The following is a 20508-nucleotide window of genomic DNA, read 5'->3' as shown; positions in this document are numbered from 1 at the left end:
GTTTTTCACTTTTGGGGAGGCAGCTTGCTGGCGACTTCTCGTACAGACGCAGAATATCTGCCAGTTTTCAGAGCCTTTTCGCCAGCAAGCTGCCTCACACAAGTTTCTGCTACACCCAATAGAAATGCATCGTATGAAACGCCGCCTTCACGAATGAATTCATTCACACACCCATAGGCGATAGCCGTTATCCTCAAGGTATGACCACTTCCAACCGGGCACCCCGATGTTGAATGTGCAAAACGTGTTCAAGAGCTATCCCTCGGCCCAAGGCCCGGTAGAGGTCTTGCGTGGCGTCGATTTGCATCTGGAACGTGGTAGCAGTCTGGCGCTGATGGGCGAGTCGGGCAGTGGCAAAAGCACCTTGCTGCATCTGGTGGCGGGGCTGGATCAGATCGACAGCGGCACCATCACCGTCGCCAATCAGCAACTGAACAGCATGAGCGAAGCCCGGTTGGCCAACTGGCGGCGAACCGAAATCGGTCTGGTGTTCCAGCAGTTCAACCTGATCGAAAGCCTCAAGACCGAAGACAATCTGGCGTTCCAGGCACGCCTGGCCGGACGCCATGACCCGCTCTGGCAGGCGCAACTGATTGAACGCCTCGGCCTGGGTGATCTGCTCCATCGCTATCCAGAGCAATTGTCCGGCGGTCAACAGCAGCGGGTTGCCATCGGACGCGCACTCGCTTCGCGCCCTGCCCTGCTGCTGGCCGACGAGCCCACCGGCAACCTCGATGAAGCCACCAGCGATGAAGTGCTGCAATTGCTGCTGGACCTGCTGAATGACAGCAGCACCAGCCTGCTGATGGTCACTCACAGCTCCCGTGTCGCAGAACGATTGGCCCACAAGGTCACATTGCACAGGGGGCGCCTGGTCGTAACGGGCGAAGGCTGATATGCGAGTGTTTTATTGGACAGTGCGCGCCCTGCTCAGCCATTGGCGTCGCCATCCGGTGCAGTTTTTCAGTCTGCTCACCGGGCTATGGCTGGCTACCAGCCTGTTGACCGGTGTTCAGGCCTTGAACAGCCAGGCACGGGAAAGCTACCAGCGGGCCAGTCAGATGATTGGTGGCGAACCGCAAACCAGCCTGACAGCGCCAAACGGCGCGGCTTTCTCGCAGGATCTATTCATCGAGCTGCGGCGAGCCGGTTGGCCGGTATCGCCGATGGTGCAGAGTCGCATCACACTGAAGGGGCTGGAGGATCAACGCCTGCAACTGATCGGGATCGAACCGGTGACGTTGCCCAGTGGTTCAGCAGTGGCCGGGCAGACGCTGGATACCCGGCAAGTCCTCGACTTTCTCGCTCCGCCGGGCGCGACCTGGATTGCTCCTCAGACCCTTCAGGCACTTGGCCTGCAAGAGGGGCAGCACCCGGAAACCCATGACGGTCTGACCCTGCCGCCTCTGCACATCAAAAAAGATATGGCCCCGGGAGTCTTGCTGACCGATATCGGCTTTGCTCAACCGCTGCTGCACCTGCCCGGTCAATTGACCCGCCTGCTGCTGCCCAAGGAGTTTGCCGCTGACAATCCGGCTCTGCCTCCAGCCCTCAGCGAGCAATTGGTGATCAAAAAGAGTGGCGAAGAAAATAATCTGCAACGCCTGACCGAAAGCTTTCACCTGAACCTGAATGCGCTGGGGGTGCTGTCCTTCGTGGTCGGGCTGTTTATCGTTCATGCCGCGATTGGTCTGGCACTGGAACAACGTCGGGGTCTGCTGCGCAACCTGCGGGCGTCAGGCGTCAGTGCCCGCCTGCTGATCGCTGCGCTGGCTCTGGAGCTTGGGGCAATGGCTTTGCTCGGCGGGCTCCTGGGCGTCGTCAGTGGTTACTGGCTGGCCAGCCTGCTGCTACCGGATGTCGCGGCTAGCCTGCGTGGCCTGTACGGGGCCGAGGTGGACGGGCAGTTGAACCTGAATATCGGGTGGTGGCTCAGCGGCATTGCCTTGAGCCTGCTCGGCGCATTTCTGGCCGGGGCCAACAGCCTGTTGCGTGCCGCGCGCCTGCCACTGCTGGCTTTGGCCAATGCACAAGCCTGGCAACAGGCCCATGCACGCTGGTTGCGGCGTCAAGCCTGGGTTGCCGCTGCCAGTGCAGCCGGGGCTCTGGCGGCCTGGCTTTTCGGCAACAGCCTGGGCTGGGGTTTTGTATTGATATCTGCCTTGTTATTGAGTGCGGCGCTGGGGTTACCGGTATTGCTCGATGCGTTGCTGAGTGGATTGCTGAAACGCAGCCGTTCGGTCCTGGGGCAGTGGTTTCTGGCCGATTGCAGACAACAACTGCCAGCCTTGAGCCTGGCGTTGATGGCCCTGCTTCTGGCGATGGCAGCCAATGTCGGGGCCGGCAGCATGACTTCAGGTTTTCGCCAGACCTTCAGTCACTGGCTGGAGCAACGTCTGAGCGCAGAGCTGTACGTCACGCCGCAAACCCCGGATCAATCCCGAGAGATGCAGGCCTGGCTGGGCAAGCAACCCGCCATCACGGCAGTACTGCCCAACTGGCAGGTGCCGATCCAGTTGCAAGGCTGGCCTGCGGACCTGTTCGGCATCATCGAGCATGAGACTTATCGCCAGCACTGGGTATTACTGGAGTCGACGACAGAAGATCCCTGGAACCAACTCGCCCATCAAGACACCCTGATGCTCAGCGAGCAACTGGCCAGGCGGCTCAAGCTCGGGCTGGGCGATACCCTGAACATTCCTGTCCCTGCCGGTAAGTGGTCGCCACGTATCGTGGCTATCTACGCCGACTACGGTAATCCCAAAGGCCACCTGCTGGTCAATGCCAGGCACCTGCTTGAGCACTGGCCGCACCTGGCGCCCATTCGTTTCAACCTGCGCATCGATCATGCCGCCACACCGCCACTGGTGAGTGAACTGCAAAACCGGTTTGCACTCGACGACAATCGCATCATCGATCAAAGCCAGCTCAAGTACTGGTCGAATCAGGTGTTCGAGCGCACTTTCGCCGCCACTGCCGCACTCAACAGCCTGACGCTGGCTGTGGCGGGTGTGGCGCTGTTCATCGGTCTGCTGACGCAAAGCCAAAGCCGACTCGGACAACTGGCCCCGCTCTGGGCGCTGGGCGTTACCCGTCGCCAGTTGATGTTGCTCAATCTGGGCCAAACCTGGTTATTGGCTGTGCTGACACTCCTGCTCGCCCTCCCTCTTGGGCTCATGCTGACCTGGTGCCTGAATACCGTGATCAATGTCCAGGCATTCGGCTGGCGCTTGCCTTTACAGGTTTTCCCCCTGCAACTGCTGCAATTGATGGGGCTGGCGTTACTGGCCACCTTGCTGGCATCGGCCTGGCCACTGCTGAAGCTGCACCGCACCCGGCCAGCCGACCTGCTCAGGACATTCGCCAATGAAAACTGACTGGCTGCGGCTGGCATGCTTAACGCTGTTGCTCACCGCATGCGACCAGCAACCACCTCCAGAAACCGGCTTCGCCGGGATGGGCAACCAGGCCGACGAATATGCTCAGGTCAAACCAGGCCGGGTGTTTTCATTCCCTGAGGATCACGGCCCGCATCCCGGATTTCGTATCGAGTGGTGGTACATCACCGCCACCCTCAAGGACGAAAAGGGCCAGGACTTCGGCGTGCAATGGACGCTGTTCCGCAACGCCCTGCGCCCTGAACCAACCGGCACCGGCTGGAATGACAACACGATCTGGCTGGGCCATGCCGCCGCAACCTCTGCCAGCCAGCATCATGTGGCCGAGCGCTACGCCCGCGGCGGCGTCGGGCAGGCAGGCGTCAAGCTCACGCCCTTCTCGGCCTGGATCGACGACTGGTCGCTGAACAGCGAATCGCAGGCGCAAGACCCGCTGGCGAAGATGCAATTGCAGGCAGCCGGGAAGGACTTTCAATACGACCTGCAACTCACCTCCAGCAAACCCCTGGTGCTGCAGGGGGAACAGGGATATAGCCAGAAGTCCGATCAGGGCCAGGGCTCGTACTATTACAGCCAGCCCTTTTTCGAGGCCAGCGGCAGCCTGACGATGGATGGCAAGACCTATCAGGTCAGCGGTCACGCCTGGCTTGACCGGGAATGGAGCAGCCAGCCCTTGACCGCCAACCAGTCTGGCTGGGACTGGCTATCCCTGCATCTGGACGGCGACGAACACGTGATGCTGTATCGCATGCGCCACAAAAACGGCGAGCCTTACCTGAGCGGCACCTGGATCGGCGCAGACGGCACAACCCAAAGCCTGCATGCCCGTGACATCGACATGAAGCCCCTGAACGAAACCGAAGTCGCCGGGCGACGCTTGCCGACTCGCTGGTCGATCAGGATCCCCGGCAGGAATCTGGATATCACCACCGATGCCCTGAACCCCGGGTCATGGATGGGGTTGAGCATTCCTTACTGGGAAGGGCCGGTGAAAGTCAGCGGGAGTCAGAGCGGGGTCGGCTATCTGGAGATGACGGGGTATTAGGCGTTTTCTTTTTGCCGAAGCGAATTTCTTCGCGAGAAACCCATTGAGGAAATGCATCGACTTCAATGATGTCTCGCGGATAAATCCGCTCCTACACGGCCTGCTTATAACCTATTGATCTAAAACTCCCACAACGCCTACGGGTCAGTTTCTGGGTGACTGCACTTTTCGGTCACCTCCCCAACGGAAACCCGGTAAGGAATTATGTGCGGATTAGCAGGTGAATTACGTTTCGACCAACAACCAGCGGATCTTGCCGCTGTTGAACGCATTACCCATGATCTGGCGCCACGCGGCCCGGATGCCTGGGGCTTTCATAGTCAGGGGCCGATTGCCCTGGGCCATCGGCGGCTGAAGATCATGGACCTGTCCGACGGTTCGGCACAGCCCATGATCGATAGTCAGTTGGGCCTGTCCATGGCCTTCAACGGCGCCATCTACAACTTCCCCGAACTGCGGGACGAGCTGGAAGGGCTGGGTTATCAGTTCCATTCCGGTGGCGACACCGAGGTGTTGCTCAAGGGCTATCACGCCTGGGGCGTTGATATGCTGCCCAAGATCAATGGCATGTTTGCGTTCGCCATTTGGGAGCGCGACACCCAGCAGTTGTTCATTGCCCGCGACCGTCTGGGCGTCAAGCCGCTGTATCTGTCGCATACCGACAAGCGCCTGCGTTTTGCATCGACGCTGCCGGCCCTGCTCAAGGGTGGCGATATCAGCCCGATGCTCGACCCGATCGCCCTCAATCACTATCTGAATTTCCATGCCGTGGTGCCTGCACCACGCACGCTGCTGGCCGGCGTCGAGAAACTGCCCCCAGCCAGCTGGATGCGCATTCAGGCCAACGGCAAGATCGAGCAGCAAACCTGGTGGCGTCTGCCTTACGGCCCCCATGACGACGAGCAGAATCTGACCCTGGAAGACTGGCGCGACCGCGTACTGGACAGCACCCGCGAAGCGGTAGCGATTCGTCAGCGTGCGGCGGTGGATGTGGGCGTGCTGCTTTCCGGCGGCGTCGATTCAAGCATGCTGGTGGGTCTGTTGCGTGAAGTCGGCGTCGAAGACCTGTCGACCTTTTCCATCGGTTTCCAGGATGCCGGTGGCGAGCGCGGGGATGAGTTCCAGTATTCGGACCTGATCGCCAGACACTATGGCACTCGTCACCATCAGTTGCGTATTCAGGAAAGCGAGATCATCGAGCAATTGCCTGCGGCCTTCCGGGCCATGAGCGAGCCGATGGTGAGTCACGACTGCATCGCGTTCTATCTGTTGTCACGGGAAGTGGCCAAGCACTGCAAGGTTGTGCAGAGCGGTCAGGGCGCGGACGAGCTGTTTGCCGGTTATCACTGGTATCCGCAGGTCGATGGCGCGAGCGACCCGGTGGCCGCTTATCGTGCAGCGTTCGTGGACCGCAGCTACGACGAATACACCGCCACCGTACAAACCAAATGGCTGACCGCCACTGACGCGGCAGGTGATTTCGTACGCGATCACTTTGCCCAGCCTGGCGCAACGGCTGCCGTGGACAAGGCTCTGCGTCTGGACAGCACCGTGATGCTGGTTGAAGACCCGGTCAAACGGGTGGACAACATGACCATGGCCTGGGGCCTGGAAGCACGGACACCGTTTCTCGACTATCGTCTGGTTGAGCTGTCTGCACGCATCCCCGGCAAGTTCAAACTGCCGGATGGCGGCAAACATGTCCTGAAGGAAGCGGCGCGACTGGTCATCCCTTCCGAGGTGATCGATCGCAAGAAAGGTTACTTCCCGGTGCCGGGCCTCAAGCATTTGCAGGGCGACACCCTCAACTGGGTGCGCGAGCTGCTGCTGGACTCCAGCCAGGATCGAGGCCTGTTCAACCCGGCGATGATCGACACGCTGTTGACCAACCCTCAGGGCCAACTCACGCCGTTACGCGGCTCCAAGCTGTGGCAATTGGCTGCGCTGAATCTGTGGCTCAGCGAACAAGGACTCTGATCGATGAAACACAATGCGACGGCTTACAGCCAACGATTGTTGCGCACACAGTCGCCCTCCTATGAACGCCTGCAAGCACGCTTCGCCGAAGACGGCAGCCAGCCGGATAACGAACCACTGGCGCTGCACTGCGGCTGGGGCCGCTTGTTGATTGGCCATACCTACCCCGACGCGACCGCGCTGGCCCAGGAACTGCTCAACGAAAAACCCGGCGAACGCGATATCGCGCTGTATGTGGCGGCGCCCCAGCAAGTGCTGGCACAGTCGCCGCAGCAGTTGTTCCTCGACCCGTCCGATACGCTGCGGCTGTGGTTCAGTGACTATCGCCCGGCGCAGCGTGTCTTTCGGGGCTTTCGCATCCGTCGGGCGCAGAACGAGGCCGACTGGCAGGCCATCAATAACCTGTACATCGCGCGCGGCATGCTGCCCATCGATCCTGCCCTGCTGACACCACGCCACCTGGGCGGCCCCGTCTACTGGCTGGCCGAGGATGAAAGCAGCAACTCGGTGATCGGCAGTGTCATGGGCCTGAATCATCAGAAGGCATTCAACGACCCGGAAAACGGCAGCAGCCTGTGGTGCCTGGCAGTCGATCCGCAATGCACACGTCCCGGCGTGGGCGAAGTGCTGGTGCGTCATCTGATCGAGCATTTCATGAGCCGTGGCTTGAGCTATCTCGATCTGTCGGTACTGCACGACAACAATCAGGCCAAGGCGCTGTATGCCAAGCTGGGGTTTCGCAACCTGCCGACCTTTGCCATCAAGCGCAAGAACGGCATCAACGAATCGCTGTTCCTGGGCCCTGGCCCTCAGGCGGATTTCAATCCCTACGCACGGATCATCGTCGAAGAGGCGCACCGGCGCGGTATCGATGTGCAGGTCGATGATGCCGATGCCGGGCTGTTTACCTTGAGTTACGGCGGACGCCGCATTCGCTGCCGTGAATCGCTGAGCGATCTGACCAGCGCGGTCAGCATGACGCTGTGTCAGGACAAGAGCCTGACCCACCGGGCCCTCAAGGCAGCCGGCCTGCGCCTGCCTGCTCAACAGCGGGCAGACAGCGCCGATGACAATCTGGCGTTCCTTGAAGAACACGGGCGGATCGTGGTCAAGCCGCTGGATGGCGAGCAAGGTCAAGGGGTTGCCGTGGACCTGCGCACCTTCGATGAAGTGCAGGAAGCCATCGAGCGCGCCCGTCAGTTCGACACCCGCGTGATTCTGGAAAGCTTCCATGAAGGTCTGGACTTGCGCATCGTGGTCATCGGTTTTGAAGTGGTGGCCGCTGCGATTCGCCGTCCTGCGGAAATCATTGGCAACGGTCGCGACACCATCAAGCAATTGATCGAAGCTCAAAGCCGCCGTCGCTCTGCCGCAACCAGTGGCGAAAGCAAGATCCCGATGGATGAGGAAACCGAACGCACGGTACGCGACGCAGGCCATGACTACTCCAGCATCCTGCCAATGGACCAGCGCCTGGCCGTACGTCGCACCGCCAACCTTCACACCGGCGGCTGCCTTGAGGATGTCACTGCAATCCTGCATCCGGTGCTGAGCGACGCCGCAGTGCGTGCCGCACGGGCGCTGGACATCCCGGTAGTGGGCCTGGACCTGATGGTGCCTGCCGCCGACCAGCCCGAATACGTTTTCATTGAAGCCAACGAGCGCGTCGGACTCGCCAACCACGAACCACAACCCACCGCCGAACGTTTTGTCGACCTATTGTTTCCGCACAGCCTGCCTGTGCATGGTTGAACCATAGCTGCAAGTTTCAAGCGTCAAGCTACAAGTAAGGGCAGCTACCCCACTTGCAGCTTGCATCTTGAAGCTTGCAACTGCTTTAAGGAGCTCCCTCCATGCCTGTTGAGAAAATCCCCGATCCGGATCTGAACTACCTGCAGAAAGTACTGCTGGAAATGCTCGCCATTCCGAGCCCTACGGGTTTTACCGACACTATCGTGCGCTATGTCGCCGAACGCCTGGAAGAACTGGGCATCCCGTTTGAACTGACACGGCGCGGCACCATCCGCGCCACGCTCAAAGGTAAGCAGAACAGCCCCGACCGCGCGGTTTCTGCGCATCTGGACACCATTGGTGCGACCGTTCGCGAGGTCAAGGACAACGGACGTCTGGCACTGGCGGCGGTCGGCTGCTGGTCAAGCCGCTTTGCCGAAGGCAGCCGGGTCAGCGTGTTCACCGATACCGGCGTGATCCGTGGCAGCGTATTGCCGCTGATGGCGTCCGGTCATGCGTTCAATACCGCCGTGGATGAAATGCCCATCAGCTGGGAACATATCGAGCTGCGCCTGGATGCCTATTGCACGACCCGCGCCGACTGCGAATCGCTGGGGATCAATATCGGTGACTTCGTGGCCTTCGATCCGCTGCCGGAATTCACCGAAAGCGGCCATATCAGTGCCCGCCACCTGGACGACAAGGCAGGCGTGGCCGCATTGCTGGCGGCACTCAAGTCGATTGTCGACAGCGGTGAGGAACCACTGATCGATTGCCACCCACTGTTCACCATTACCGAGGAAACCGGTACCGGTGCAGCGGGCGTCCTGCCCTGGGATGTCAGCGAGTTTGTCGGCATCGATATCGCGCCGGTCGCACCCGGCCAGCACTCCAGCGAACATGCCGTGAGCGTGGCGATGCAGGATTCGGGCGGGCCTTACGACTATCACCTGTCGCGGCATCTGCTGCATCTGGGCGTGGAGAACGAATTGCCTGTGCGCCGCGACCTGTTTCGCTATTACTACAGCGATGCCCATTCGGCCGTGACTTCGGGGCATGACATTCGTACCGCGTTGCTGGCTTTTGGCTGCGATGCCACCCACGGTTACGAGCGCACGCATATCGACAGCCTCGCGGCCCTGAGCAAACTGCTGGGTGCCTACATGCTCAGCCCACCGGTATTCGCCAGCGACGCCAAACCGGCACAGACTTCACTGGAGCGTTTCAGTCATCAGATCGAACACGATGCACAGATGGAGTCCGACACCCGTGTGCCACCGGTGGATAGCCTGATCGGGCAGAATCGCGAAGAGGTTTGAGGTTCCTGGCCTTTCGCGAATGAATTCGCTCCTACCACGGTATGCGTAGGAGCGACTTCAGTCGCGAAGAGGCCTATCATCGCGGGCTACCGATACGAGAACCAGCATGCTGATCCCTTACGACCAACTTGAACCCGACACCCTCACCCGCCTGATCGAAGACTTCGTGACCCGCGACGGTACGGACAATGGCGATGAAACACCTCTGCAAACCCGCGTGCTGCGCGTACGTCATGCCTTGAGCAAAGGTCAGGCGGTGATTTTCTTTGATCTCGAAAGCCAGCAGTGCCAACTGATGCCCAGGCATGATGTGCCCAAGGAATACTTCGACTGAGGCTCAGGCCGCTGGCGACTCGGGAGCGGCCTCCTGCTGCGAGAGCTTTCTGGCTATGCGTCGAAACACTTCGGCACGGTGGATCTTGATGTCTTTGGGGGCGTCGATTCCGAGCCTGACCTGATTGCCGTTCACACCGAGGATTTGCACGGTGATGTTGTCACCGATGGAGAATGACTCGCCAATTTCCCGCGTCAATACCAGCATTTTTCCGACTCTCTTGTTATTGCAAAGAGTGCAGAGTGCGCCCCTGAAAAGGCCGCTTCAATGAGGCTGCGGTAAATCAGTAACGTCCTTCAATGCCAACAGATCACGCTGTCGGAAACGTCTTACTTGCAGACCTGACGAGTAGGAAAAATGCTGGTTGCAGACGCTCAGGACGCCGACCAGCGTGGCCCCAGCAGGATGATCGTCGCACCGATGACGCACAACGCAGCACCGAGCCAGTCGGTACTCAAGGGCCGAATCCGCTCGATCACTCCCAGCCACGCTATGGAAGCAATGATGTAGATCCCGCCATAAGCCGCATAGGCACGTCCGGCATAGGCCGCTTCAATACGGGTCAGCAACAGCGCGAACACCGTCAGGCTGATCAGGGCCGGTATCACCCACAAGGCCGTCTTGCCCTGGCGCAACCACATCCAGAACGCATAACAACCGAAGATCTCGAACAGGGCCGCAAGGAAAAACCAGAAGTAATTGAGCACGGGAAGTCTCGTCAGTCAGGGCTTGAATGGCGGCACCCTATCAGAAAAAGGCGTTCCTGATCGGCCATGAAGCCCTGGCTGACAAAGAATCAGGTCTTCGTCTGTCGGGCCTTGGCGCGCATCTTGGCGCACATGGTCGTCATTTCGTCATAGAGCGCCTGGGGATGCTTGCGCTTCAGTGTCCAGGCATCACGGCCCTGCTCATGGGGCAGGATCATGAACTCGCCCTTGGCCACTTCCTCGAAGATGTAATCGGCAATATCGCTGGCGGTGATCGGCGAGCTTTCCAGCAGCTTGCCAACCTGGGCTTTCATCGCAGGTGTCGGGCCACGGAAGGAGTCCAGCAGGTTGGTCTGAAAGAACGACGGGCACACCACATGTACGCCGACTTCCTGCTCCTTCAATTCCACCAGCAGGCTTTCCGACAGCGCCACTACGCCCGCCTTGGCGACGTTGTAATTGCTCATGGCCGGCCCCTGCATCAAGGCCGCCATGGAGGCGATATTGATGATCCTGCCCTTGCTGGCTTCCAGCATCGGCAGGAATGCCTTGCAGCCCTTGACCACCCCCATAAGGTTGATCGCGATCTGCCAGTCCCAATCTTCCAGGGACAACTCACTGAAGAAACCGCCAGACGCCACACCGGCGTTGTTGACGATGATATCGATGCCGTCGAAGCGTTCTTCGCAGGCTTGCGCCAGCGCCATGAGCTGGCTGTAGTCGCGCACATCGCAGCGCTGGGTAAATCCATTGCCACCGGCTTCGCGTACCAACGCCAGGGTTTCCTGCAAACCGCTATCGTTGACGTCGGACAATGCCAGACGCCAGCCTTCGCGAGCCCAGCGCAGTGCAATTTCACGGCCCAGACCTGAGCCCGCGCCAGTAATCATGATGCGATTTTGCATAGAGAGTGCCTTGTGGTTTGCAGGACGTTGGCTGGAGTGTAATCACAGCTGACGGTCTGTAATGCCACCATCAAGACGCTGAATGCCCAAGGCAAACCTGAGGCTCATGTCTGCCTGAGACGACGCAAGAAGCGGATCAGCAGCCAGCCATAGATCGCAGCATTGATCGACACCACAACAGCACCCAGCCACAACTGGATCTGAGGCGTCAGCGCCGCCGGGTAGATGAGAGGAATCAGATAATGCTCGATAAAGCCGCCGTCATACCCCTGCATACCGGCCTTTTGACGCAGGGCGTTTTCCAGAGGCGTCAACGGGCAATACAGGTGAAAGAACTCCACCGAAGCTCCCCACACCATGGCCGGGACATGAAGAAACCCTATCCAGGGCCTGCGCAATACGAGCAGGCCGCCAAACAGAACGAAGACAATGAACAACAGATGAAAAACGACAACGGCATCGGCCGCGAATCGATAAAGCATGAGAATCGTACCGTATAAAAGTTCAATTATTTTCAGGCTGACCATTTATCCATAAAACAGGACGTGCGTCATATAAAACCTGAAAAGTTCAATAATAATCACCCCTTTAAACAGGGTAAAACACCTTCTACAAAAAACACTCAACACATTGAAATACATAGCATTTTTTAATAATTAAAAATTCCTTGAAATATTCAGAACCTTTCAAGAATCGCAACAGTCGGATAATTCAAGCAGTGAAAATTTCATACCGACTGGTAAGCGTTTTAACTGCACACGTCATTCAACACTCACGGAAAGAAGGAACTCATCATGGGCATAAGCACGATTCTTATCATCGTTCTGATTCTGATACTGATCGGTGGTCTGCCGGTCTTCCCGCACTCCCGTAACTGGGGTTATGGCCCGTCGGGTGTTGTCGGTACGATCCTGATCATTCTGCTGGTTCTGGTATTGCTTGGCAGGATATGACCTTATCGGTCACCCAATGAAAAAGCAGCCCGAACGGGCTGCTTTTTTTATTGCCGATGAAACGTGGGCTTAGTGTGACGACGCACCGCTGGCACCCAGGCCAGTCTGCGAGCGGACGAATTGCGGATAGAACAGGGCACGTTCGTCGTCTGCTGCCTTGGACTTGTCGGTGATGGAGAAGAACCAGATACCGACGAAGGCGATGATGATGGAGAACAGCGCCGGGTACTCGTACGGGAAAATGGCTTTCGGGTTGTGCAGGATCTGCACCCAGATGGTCGGACCCAGCACCATCAGCACCACAGCGCTGACAAGGCCCATCCAGCCGCCAATCATGGCGCCACGGGTGGTCAGGTTCTTCCAGTACATGGAGAGCAGCAGGACCGGGAAGTTGCAGCTTGCGGCGATGGAGAACGCCAGGCCTACCATGAACGCGATGTTCTGGCTTTCAAAGGCGATACCCAACAGGATGGCCACGACCGCCAGGGCGATAGTCGTCATCTTGGAAACGCGGATCTCATCCTTCTCGTTGGCCTTGCCTTTCTTGATCACGCTGGCATACAGGTCATGGGACACTGCCGACGCACCGGCCAGGGTCAAGCCTGCAACCACAGCCAGGATTGTGGCGAACGCCACCGCCGAGATGAAGCCCAGGAACAGACTGCCACCTACCGCGTTGGACAGATGCACCGCCGCCATGTTGTTACCACCGATCAAGGCACCTGCTGCATCCTTGAACGCAGGGTTGGTGCTGACCAGCAAGATAGCGCCGAAACCGATGATGAAAGTCAGGATGTAGAAGTAGCCGATGAAACCGGTGGCGTAGAACACCGACTTGCGGGCTTCCTTGGCATCGCTCACGGTGAAGAAGCGCATCAGGATGTGTGGCAGACCAGCAGTACCGAACATCAGTGCCAGACCGAGGGAGAACGCCGAGATCGGGTCTTTCACCAGACCGCCAGGGCTCATGATCGCTTCACCTTTAGGGTGAACGGCGACCGCCTGGGCGAACAGTTGGTTGAAGTCGAAGTTGACGTGCTTCATGACCATCAGCGCCATGAACGAGGCACCCGACAGCAGCATCACTGCCTTGATGATCTGTACCCAGGTGGTCGCCAGCATGCCGCCGAACAGCACATACAGGCACATCAGGATACCGACCAGAATCACCGCCACGGTGTAATCCAGACCGAACAACAGCTGGATCAGTTTACCGGCACCCACCATCTGGGCAATCAGGTAGAACGCCACCACCACCAGCGAACCGCAGGCGGACAGGGTGCGAATCTCTTTTTGCTTCAGGCGATAGGACGCTACGTCGGCGAAGGTGTACTTGCCCAGGTTACGCAGGCGTTCGGCGATCAGGAACAGAATGATCGGCCAGCCCACCAGGAAGCCGATCGAGTAGATCAGGCCATCGTAGCCGGAGGTGTAAACCAGTGCGGAAATACCCAGGAAGGACGCCGCCGACATGTAGTCGCCTGCAATCGCAAGACCGTTCTGGAAACCGGTGATCTTGCCGCCTGCCGCGTAGTAGTCGGACGCCGAGTTGTTTTTCTTGGATGCCCAGTAGGTGATGTAGAGGGTGAACGCCACGAACATGACGAACATGATGATCGCCGGTACGTTCAAAGGCTGCTTCTGCACCGCCCCGGTAAGGGCGTCTGCTGCCATGAGAGCGGGTGCGAATGCTGCAAGGCCCAAGGCCGCGGAGAGACGACGGATCATTGCTGAATCTCCTTGAGAATTGCATTGTTCAGTTCGTCGAACTCACCGTTGGCGCGGCGTACGTAGATTCCCGTCAGAATGAAAGCCGAGATGATCAGGCCGACCCCTATCGGCATGCCCCACGTAATGGTCGAAGTCGCGCTGATCTTGGCTCCCAGAATATGAGGCCCATACGCAATCATGAGAATGAATGCGGCATAGAGCCCGAGCATGATCGCCGAGAGAATCCAGGCGAAACGCTCTCTTTTGGAAACCAGCTCCTTGAAGCGCGGGCTGTTTTGAATCGAGAGGTAAATGCTGTCGTTCATTGTTTTTGTCCTCGCAGCACAGATGAGTTGTCACGCCATCAACTTTAGTCAGGTCCGGCACGTACTCCAGACGACCTTAGTATTAGAACGACATTAATCATTGAAGCACTTCAAGAGACTTTCGCAGGAGCCAATCAACCCCGGACAAACAAAAGGCCATCTGCCGAGAACGACAGATGGCCTTGATAGACCTGATACAGACGCTTTGGCGTTATTTAGCGGTCCATGCAGCCACACGCTCAGGGTGCTTGGCCACCCACTCCTTCGCCGCAGCATCAGGTTTGGCACCATCCTGAATCGCCAGCATCACTTCACCGATCTCATCCTTGGATTCCCACTGGAATTTTTTCAGGAAGGCAACGACGTCAGGTGCTTTCTTCTCCAGGTTCAGGCTGGCAACGTTGTCGACCGTTTCTGCCGCGCCGTATACGCCTTTAGGGTCTTCAAGAAAGCGCAGCTTCCATTTGGCAAACATCCAGTGCGGTACCCAACCGGTCACGGCGATGGAATCCTTGCGTTTCTCGGCACGGGTCAGTTCGGCAATCATCCCGGCTCCCGAACTGGCCTGCAGCTTGTAACCCTCCAGGCCATAGTCCTTGATGGCTTGATCGGTCTTGAGCATCACACCTGAGCCAGCATCGATACCGGTGATCTTTTTCTTGAAGGACTCATCGGTCTTGAGGTCTTCGATGGTCTTGGCCTTGACGTACTCCGGCACGATCAGGCCGATCTTGGCGTCCTTGAAGTTCGGGCCGTAGTTCACGACCTGATCCTTGTATTTGGTGTAGTACTCACCATGGGTGCCAGGCAACCAGGCCGACAGCATCATGTCCAGTTTGTCGGTGGCAACCGCCTGCCACATGATCCCGGCCGCAACGGATTGCAACTTGACGTCATACCCCAGTTTTGCCTTGAGCACTTCGGCGGCTACATGAGTCGTAGCGACACTGTCGGACCAGCCTTCGACGTAGCCGATGGTCAATGTCTTGGTTTCAGCAATGGCCAGCGTGGAGCTGACGGCCAGTACCAGAGCGGCACCTGCCCCCAGAATTTTTCGCATATTCATCATCACTTCCCCGGAAGTTGCGCACCGACGGGTGTCGGGCTGCATTAACGTTGTTTTTCAGGATCGCCCTTCATGCCCGGCTTTGGGGCAAGCTGCGCCCTACACGTTTAAGTCGTGCTCGCCCGCCATGACAGGCATCACATCGACCTCTCGATAATCAACCGGCTCAATGATCAGACATGCTCTGTCAGCGACACGGAGGAACCGGGAAACGACATCACCCAGCCATCAGCGACAATGCCCACGAAAAAAACCTGAAAAGCCGTCCGGTTTTTGCATGAAACAGAAAATGCAACGTCCATCGTCCTGTTGCAGGACCGCAAGCCATCAACCTGCCACTGCCCTGTTCTGGTTCACTGCGAACAAGGAAACAGGATGTGTTACCGCACATTGCTCAAGACGGGTAACACGGAAACAACCGCACTGCCCTTCTCGCCTTCCCCTCGTGACTGATTTTTTCAAGCCTTTGTTTTTAAAGGACTTTAAAAAGTTGGCACAGCTTCTGCTATCTCTTCGGTACAACAAGAATAAAAACAAGTAGCAAACCAACAAGAACAAGACGAAACGGCTCTGACATAACAAGAACAACACGGACAGAGGCGCAGCTAACAGATTTTTTTGGAGTGGATCGGCTTTACAGGGACCTCTTGAACGAGAGGCCTCGCAACCGGACAGAGAACAATAAAACTACCTTCAGGTAGCTTCCCGTACCGGATGGACCATGACGTTGTGCAGACCCATGGTTAAAGCAAATCAGCGCTCAAAAAAATACGTTTGCTCTTGATCCCGAATGGGGATCACACAAGAACGCAGTAAAGGGACAGGTCGCCAAAAACAAGAACAGGCCGCCCTATAAAAATAAAAAGAGCAGGCAAAAATACATTGGAGGAGAGCTTAGGCTCTCCTTTCGTGTTTTTGGCTTCTCAGCTGCAAGCTGCAAGACAGACACACGCCATTCCCCCCTTTCCGACATAAAAATAACAAAAAAGCACGGACGCACATTCCAGGCTCCATAGAACGTGTATTGTTTCGCAGGGTTTACAAAGGTTCGCATGTTTATACGGCACTTTGGCACTACACCGGTGGTCATAGCCTGCGTATCTCACCAGCACTTCTTTCCCAAGGGATTTAGTCATGCTCCGTTTTCTGCGCTTTGCTACCGTTCTTGGTGGCTTATGTTTGAGTGCGTCCGCTCTGGCGACCAACATTGATCCCGCCACCTATGGCTACCCGCTGACTAATCCGTTTGAAGCAACGATTGCGACCACGCCACCGGACATGCGTCCCGACCTGCCTGACGACGAAGATATCGATCAGGACGTCTACACGCTCAATCTGCACCCGGAGCGCGAGTTCACGCTGCCGGACAATTTCTGGGCCGTAAAAAAGCTGAGCTATCGCCTGGCCAGGCAAGACCATGCAGCACCGTTGATCTTCCTGATTGCCGGTACCGGCGCGCCCTATAACAGCACGCTCAATGAGTTCCTGAAAAAGCTGTATTACGGCGCGGGCTATCACGTCGTACAGCTGTCCTCGCCTACCAGCTACGACTTCATGAGTTCCGCTTCGCGTTTTGCCACGCCGGGGATATCCAAAGAGGATGCCGAAGACCTGTACCGGGTGATGCAAGCCATCCGCGCCCAACAGGCGCAACTGCCGGTGACCGAGTATTACCTGACCGGTTACAGCCTTGGAGCACTCAATGCCGCTTTCGTCAGCCAACTGGACGAAACCCGCCGCAGCTTCAACTTCAAGAAAGTCCTGCTGCTCAACCCGCCAGTCAACCTTTATACGTCCATCACCAATCTGGACAAGCTGGTACAGACCAACGTCAAGGGCATCAACGACACCACCACGTTCTATGAGCTGGTGCTGGCCAAACTGACGCGCTACTTCCGGCAGAAAGGCTATATCGATCTCAACGATGCACTGCTCTATGACTTCCAGCAGTCCAAGCAGCACCTGACCAATGAACAGATGGCAATGCTGATCGGCACCTCGTTCCGCTTTTCGTCGGCCGACATTGCATTCACCTCCGACCTGATCAACCGTCGCGGTCTGATCACACCGCCCAAGTTCCCGATTACCGAAGGCACCAGCCTGACGCCATTCCTCAAGCGCGCCATGCAATGCGACTTCGACTGTTACCTGACCGAACAGGTCATCCCCATGTGGCGTGCCCGTACCGATGGTGGCAGCCTGTTGCAGCTCGTGGATCAAGTCAGCCTGTATGCACTCAAGGATTACCTGCACAGCAGCACCAAGATATCGGTCATGCATAACGCCGACGACGTGATTCTGGGCTCGGGTGACCTGGGCTTCCTGCGCAAGACTTTCGGTGATCGCCTGACCGTTTATCCATACGGCGGCCATTGCGGCAACATCAATTACCGCGTCAACAGTGACGCCATGCTGGAGTTCTTCCGTGGCTAAACGTCTTTTACTCCTTGCTGCCGTATTGTGTGCAGGTACTGCCCAGGCCGCTGACGTGGGCACCAGCAATAAAGCACAGCATCCGGCCACCGTGACACGCCAGCTCGATGCCGATGGTTTTACCCAGCCGTTGAAATCGCTGCAGTTCAACCCCGGCCTGGACCAGCGCGAATTCGAGCGCGCCTCCATCAATGCCCTGGAAGTCTACGACCCGCTGGAATCCTGGAACCGCAGGGTCTACCACTTCAACTACCGTTTCGATGAGTGGGTCTTCCTGCCGACGGTCAACGGTTACCGCTACATCACACCGGGCTTCGTGCGCAGCGGCGTAAGTAACTTCTTCAGCAACCTGGGCGATGTGTCCAACCTGCTGAACAGCCTGTTGCAGTTCAAAGGCCAGCGTTCCATGCAAACCACGGGGCGTCTGCTGCTCAATACCACAATCGGCATCGCCGGCCTGTGGGACCCGGCCACCATGATGGGCCTGCCGCGCCAGACCGAAGACTTCGGCCAGACATTGGGCTTCTATGGCGTGCCTTCTGGTCCTTATCTGGTGCTGCCGCTGTTCGGCCCGTCGAACCTGCGTGACACCGGCGGCCTGGTATTCGACTATGCCGCAGAAACCCAGATCAACTTCCTGAACGTGGCCGAAGTCAGCAGCGACCACCCGGAAATCACCCTGCTGCGCGCCATTGACCGCCGCTATGTCACCAGTTTCCGTTACGGACAGCTGAACTCACCGTTCGAGTACGAAAAGGTGCGTTACGTCTACACCGAATCGCGCAAGTTGCAGATTGCCGAGTAACGAATGCGGCAATCAAAAACGCCCGGCCCGGGTTACCGGGTCGGGCGTTTTTCATAACACCTTCAAACTTCAGTGCGGTGCCGGACCGTAGTCGTTCGCACCGTCGGTGCCCGGCAAGAACAGCAAGGATATCTGGGCCAGCGGGCCCAGGATTGGAATAAGGCCAACCAGCACGCACCAGCCGCTGAGATTGATGTCGTGCAGCCTTCTGACGGTCAAAGAGAGATTGGTCATGAACATGGCCAATGACAGGAGAACGGTCGTGCCCCCTATACCTGTCTCCGGATAAAGCCAGTCGGTACTGTGATCAATCGCCACTGCCACCGCGAAAAGCACGCTACAAAGCAGGGCGAAGACGAATAACTCCATCCTTGACGCCCGGCCACTGAAATCGAATGTTTTTGCAAACCCGTTATACAGATGATTCATTCCTGCTTCTCTTCTTGATGGCTGTATTGGCATACCCAGTCAATGACTGAGCACGCCCCTTCCTGGCGGCGACCAATCTAGCGATTTAAAAAAATAGGGATGCAGTCACCCTCCGAAACATCCGTAGGAAAAATCAACAGAACCAAGATGCTCCATTCTTCGGACGGTGCCGGAGCAGGAAGAAGATCAGGGGGTTAAGCCCCGACAGCGTGCGGTCATAAGCAATGTTCCATAGCCAGCTCCCACCAGTTCAACCTGTCCGGGTTGAAAATTGCGGGTCAAAAGCCAGGCAAGAACCGCCCTCGACTTCGCCTCCATTCAGGCGCAGGATCGCTTCCTTTTCTTTTGCGTTGAAGCGCCATGCAGCAGTTAATCAGGGTAACGGCTCTGGCAATCAGCTTGACCTTGTCAGGCTGCGCCAGCCAACAGGAAAACCTCTATTCATGGGCTCAAGCCAAGGACGCAGAAGCCAGCGTGGTTGAAACCCGCACCTTTGCGCTGCAAATCGTTACACCTCGATCTCTACCCAAAGGTGGCCGATTGAGCATTTTCATTGAAGGGGATGGCCGCGCCTGGGCAACGGGCAGCCAGCCAAGCCTTGACCCTTCGCCACGGCAACCGGACATGGCTCGCCTGGCTCTGGACCCGGATCACGCCGGCGTCTACGTTGCCAGGCCCTGCCAGTTCGTGATGTCCAAGGCGTGTGTCAGTGAGGTGTGGACAGATGCAAGGTTCAGCCGTCGCGTCATTGAAGCGTTCAACGATGTGATCGACCGCCTGAAAACTCGCTACAACGCCTCGTCAATCGAGTTGATAGGCTATTCGGGAGGGGCTGCGGTCGCGTTGCTGATCGCTGAAGAGCGAGACGACATTTCGCAGATCCAGACCATCGCCGGAAATGTCGATCCTCACGCCTGGGTCGCACTGCATCAGCTTTCGCCTTTGAAGGGCTCGCTGGATCCGCTGGAAAACAGCCTGCGACTCAAAAAGATTGCGCAACGGCACTTCGCTGGAACAACCGATACCGTTGTGCCGCCCGTACTGCTGACAGGCTTTCTCGCCAGAACCCGGCCTGATTGCAGTGAAGTCATCAGCCTGCCAGGTTCCCATGCAACGCTCATGGAGGCCGTTGATGGACAAATGCTTTCCCGCCCGATTCAGTGTCAGTAAGGCTGATGCCGATCAGTCAAGGCACAACAAAACTTGTGGGAGGCAGCTTGCTGGCGACAAAGGCCTGAAAAACGGCAGATATTCTGCGTTTGTACGCTGAATTCGCCAGCAAGCTGACTCCAACAAAGTGATTTATGGCCTGACTGACCAGCATTAGTCCGTAAGACCGGATTGAGCAGAGCAGCCTTCAACACACTGCA

19 protein-coding genes are annotated in these 20508 nt (G+C 57.6%); 11 read left to right on the top strand and 8 right to left on the bottom strand.

What is annotated here, in order from left to right; translation table 11 throughout:
- Positions 1 to 226: 226 nt before the first annotated feature.
- The 7 genes from ACODS3_RS11035 (at position 227) to ACODS3_RS11005 (ending at position 9804) form a co-directional block, all read left to right on the top strand.
- Positions 227 to 895, top strand: a complete 669-nt coding sequence (locus ACODS3_RS11035) for an ABC transporter ATP-binding protein (protein ID WP_201019279.1) — start codon at positions 227 to 229, stop codon at positions 893 to 895.
- A 1-nt stretch (position 896) separates the two neighbouring features.
- On the top strand, positions 897 to 3377 hold the full coding sequence (locus ACODS3_RS11030; RefSeq protein ID WP_489034248.1) for an ABC transporter permease: 2481 nt from the start codon (positions 897 to 899) through the stop codon (positions 3375 to 3377).
- Positions 3367 to 4443 carry a lipocalin-like domain-containing protein gene (locus tag ACODS3_RS11025; protein ID WP_489034246.1) on the top strand — a complete coding sequence of 359 codons (1077 nt, stop codon included), beginning with the start codon at positions 3367 to 3369 and terminating at the stop codon, positions 4441 to 4443. Before ACODS3_RS11030 ends, ACODS3_RS11025 begins: the two co-directional genes overlap by 11 nt.
- A 204-nt stretch (positions 4444 to 4647) precedes the next feature.
- A complete protein-coding gene (locus tag ACODS3_RS11020) occupies positions 4648 to 6420 on the top strand; it encodes an N-acetylglutaminylglutamine amidotransferase (protein WP_489034244.1) in 1773 nt (590 codons plus the stop codon).
- Positions 6421 to 6423: 3 nt separating this feature from the next.
- Positions 6424 to 8172, top strand: a complete 1749-nt coding sequence (ngg, locus tag ACODS3_RS11015) for an N-acetylglutaminylglutamine synthetase (RefSeq protein WP_201019283.1) — start codon at positions 6424 to 6426, stop codon at positions 8170 to 8172.
- A gap of 101 nt (positions 8173 to 8273) precedes the next feature.
- Complete coding sequence (locus ACODS3_RS11010; RefSeq protein ID WP_201019284.1) at positions 8274 to 9470, top strand: osmoprotectant NAGGN system M42 family peptidase; 1197 nt, start codon at positions 8274 to 8276, stop codon at positions 9468 to 9470.
- A gap of 106 nt (positions 9471 to 9576) precedes the next feature.
- Positions 9577 to 9804, top strand: a complete 228-nt coding sequence (locus ACODS3_RS11005; RefSeq protein ID WP_489034242.1) for a YheU family protein — start codon at positions 9577 to 9579, stop codon at positions 9802 to 9804.
- Positions 9805 to 9807: 3 nt separating this feature from the next.
- Here the strand turns inward: ACODS3_RS11005 and csrA are convergent, their stop codons facing one another.
- From csrA to ACODS3_RS10985, 4 genes are all read right to left on the bottom strand, one after another.
- Positions 9808 to 10011 carry a carbon storage regulator CsrA gene (csrA, locus tag ACODS3_RS11000; RefSeq protein WP_201019286.1) on the bottom strand — a complete coding sequence of 68 codons (204 nt, stop codon included), beginning with the start codon at positions 10009 to 10011 and terminating at the stop codon, positions 9808 to 9810.
- 167 nt (positions 10012 to 10178) lie between these two features.
- The gene (locus ACODS3_RS10995; RefSeq protein ID WP_304574494.1) at positions 10179 to 10511 is read right to left on the bottom strand and encodes a YnfA family protein; all 333 of its coding nucleotides are present in this window, start codon (positions 10509 to 10511) and stop codon (positions 10179 to 10181) included.
- Positions 10512 to 10600: 89 nt separating this feature from the next.
- Positions 10601 to 11416 (bottom strand): SDR family oxidoreductase, encoded by an 816-nt coding sequence (locus ACODS3_RS10990; RefSeq protein ID WP_489034239.1) that lies wholly within the window; start codon positions 11414 to 11416, stop codon positions 10601 to 10603.
- 104 nt (positions 11417 to 11520) lie between these two features.
- Positions 11521 to 11898: a DUF2784 domain-containing protein gene (locus tag ACODS3_RS10985; protein ID WP_489034237.1), complete on the bottom strand. Its 378-nt coding sequence runs from the start codon at positions 11896 to 11898 to the stop codon at positions 11521 to 11523.
- Positions 11899 to 12210: 312 nt separating this feature from the next.
- On the opposite strand from ACODS3_RS10985, the gene ACODS3_RS10980 reads away from it, so the two are divergent.
- Positions 12211 to 12369: a DUF3309 family protein gene (locus tag ACODS3_RS10980; protein WP_122314699.1), complete on the top strand. Its 159-nt coding sequence runs from the start codon at positions 12211 to 12213 to the stop codon at positions 12367 to 12369.
- Between the two features lie 69 nt (positions 12370 to 12438).
- Here ACODS3_RS10980 and ACODS3_RS10975 read toward each other — a convergent pair whose 3' ends face one another.
- The 3 genes from ACODS3_RS10975 to ACODS3_RS10965 all read right to left on the bottom strand — a co-directional run bounded on the left by ACODS3_RS10975 (position 12439) and on the right by ACODS3_RS10965 (position 15471).
- A complete protein-coding gene (locus ACODS3_RS10975; RefSeq protein WP_201019290.1) occupies positions 12439 to 14097 on the bottom strand; it encodes a cation acetate symporter in 1659 nt (552 codons plus the stop codon).
- Positions 14094 to 14405 carry a DUF485 domain-containing protein gene (locus ACODS3_RS10970; protein WP_200999788.1) on the bottom strand — a complete coding sequence of 104 codons (312 nt, stop codon included), beginning with the start codon at positions 14403 to 14405 and terminating at the stop codon, positions 14094 to 14096. Before ACODS3_RS10970 ends, ACODS3_RS10975 begins: the two co-directional genes overlap by 4 nt.
- 211 nt (positions 14406 to 14616) lie before the next feature.
- A complete protein-coding gene (locus ACODS3_RS10965) occupies positions 14617 to 15471 on the bottom strand; it encodes a glycine betaine ABC transporter substrate-binding protein (protein WP_201019291.1) in 855 nt (284 codons plus the stop codon).
- 1134 nt (positions 15472 to 16605) lie between these two features.
- On the opposite strand from ACODS3_RS10965, the gene ACODS3_RS10960 reads away from it, so the two are divergent.
- Together ACODS3_RS10960 and ACODS3_RS10955 are read left to right on the top strand one after the other, a co-directional pair.
- Positions 16606 to 17904: a serine/threonine protein kinase gene (locus ACODS3_RS10960; protein ID WP_200999790.1), complete on the top strand. Its 1299-nt coding sequence runs from the start codon at positions 16606 to 16608 to the stop codon at positions 17902 to 17904.
- Positions 17897 to 18709, top strand: coding sequence for an MlaA family lipoprotein (locus ACODS3_RS10955; RefSeq protein ID WP_201019292.1), 813 nt, complete (start codon positions 17897 to 17899; stop codon positions 18707 to 18709). The genes ACODS3_RS10960 and ACODS3_RS10955 overlap by 8 nt, the downstream gene beginning before the upstream one ends.
- Positions 18710 to 18778: 69 nt before the next feature.
- Here ACODS3_RS10955 and ACODS3_RS10950 read toward each other — a convergent pair whose 3' ends face one another.
- On the bottom strand, positions 18779 to 19138 hold the full coding sequence (locus ACODS3_RS10950; RefSeq protein WP_489034233.1) for a DUF805 domain-containing protein: 360 nt from the start codon (positions 19136 to 19138) through the stop codon (positions 18779 to 18781).
- Between the two features lie 360 nt (positions 19139 to 19498).
- Between ACODS3_RS10950 and ACODS3_RS10945 the strand changes: the two genes are divergently transcribed.
- Complete coding sequence (locus ACODS3_RS10945; protein ID WP_489034231.1) at positions 19499 to 20308, top strand: alpha/beta fold hydrolase; 810 nt, start codon at positions 19499 to 19501, stop codon at positions 20306 to 20308.
- The last annotated feature ends 200 nt before the right edge of the window (positions 20309 to 20508 follow it).

This window comes from Pseudomonas sp. FG43, from assembly GCF_057809175.1.
The sequence above is the reverse complement of the archived record's forward strand: the minus strand, read 5'-3'. Positions and strand labels throughout refer to the sequence as shown.

Bases quoted from the DNA above. Each gene is read 5' to 3' on its own strand.
- ngg (WP_201019283.1), top strand. From the start codon at position 6,424: ATGAAACACAATGCGACGGCTTACAGCCAACGATTGTTGCGCACACAG.
- ACODS3_RS10970 (WP_200999788.1), bottom strand. From the start codon at position 14,405: ATGAACGACAGCATTTACCTCTCGATTCAAAACAGCCCGCGCTTCAAG.
- ACODS3_RS11010 (WP_201019284.1), top strand. From the start codon at position 8,274: ATGCCTGTTGAGAAAATCCCCGATCCGGATCTGAACTACCTGCAGAAA.
- ACODS3_RS10960 (WP_200999790.1), top strand. From the start codon at position 16,606: ATGCTCCGTTTTCTGCGCTTTGCTACCGTTCTTGGTGGCTTATGTTTG.
- ACODS3_RS10980 (WP_122314699.1), top strand. From the start codon at position 12,211: ATGGGCATAAGCACGATTCTTATCATCGTTCTGATTCTGATACTGATC.
- ACODS3_RS11025 (WP_489034246.1), top strand. From the start codon at position 3,367: ATGAAAACTGACTGGCTGCGGCTGGCATGCTTAACGCTGTTGCTCACC.
- ACODS3_RS10950 (WP_489034233.1), bottom strand. From the start codon at position 19,138: ATGAATCATCTGTATAACGGGTTTGCAAAAACATTCGATTTCAGTGGC.
- ACODS3_RS10965 (WP_201019291.1), bottom strand. From the start codon at position 15,471: ATGAATATGCGAAAAATTCTGGGGGCAGGTGCCGCTCTGGTACTGGCC.
- ACODS3_RS11005 (WP_489034242.1), top strand. From the start codon at position 9,577: ATGCTGATCCCTTACGACCAACTTGAACCCGACACCCTCACCCGCCTG.
- ACODS3_RS11020 (WP_489034244.1), top strand. From the start codon at position 4,648: ATGTGCGGATTAGCAGGTGAATTACGTTTCGACCAACAACCAGCGGAT.
- ACODS3_RS11030 (WP_489034248.1), top strand. From the start codon at position 897: ATGCGAGTGTTTTATTGGACAGTGCGCGCCCTGCTCAGCCATTGGCGT.
- ACODS3_RS10975 (WP_201019290.1), bottom strand. From the start codon at position 14,097: ATGATCCGTCGTCTCTCCGCGGCCTTGGGCCTTGCAGCATTCGCACCC.
- csrA (WP_201019286.1), bottom strand. From the start codon at position 10,011: ATGCTGGTATTGACGCGGGAAATTGGCGAGTCATTCTCCATCGGTGAC.
- ACODS3_RS10990 (WP_489034239.1), bottom strand. From the start codon at position 11,416: ATGCAAAATCGCATCATGATTACTGGCGCGGGCTCAGGTCTGGGCCGT.
- ACODS3_RS11035 (WP_201019279.1), top strand. From the start codon at position 227: ATGTTGAATGTGCAAAACGTGTTCAAGAGCTATCCCTCGGCCCAAGGC.
- ACODS3_RS10985 (WP_489034237.1), bottom strand. From the start codon at position 11,898: ATGCTTTATCGATTCGCGGCCGATGCCGTTGTCGTTTTTCATCTGTTG.
- ACODS3_RS10945 (WP_489034231.1), top strand. From the start codon at position 19,499: ATGCAGCAGTTAATCAGGGTAACGGCTCTGGCAATCAGCTTGACCTTG.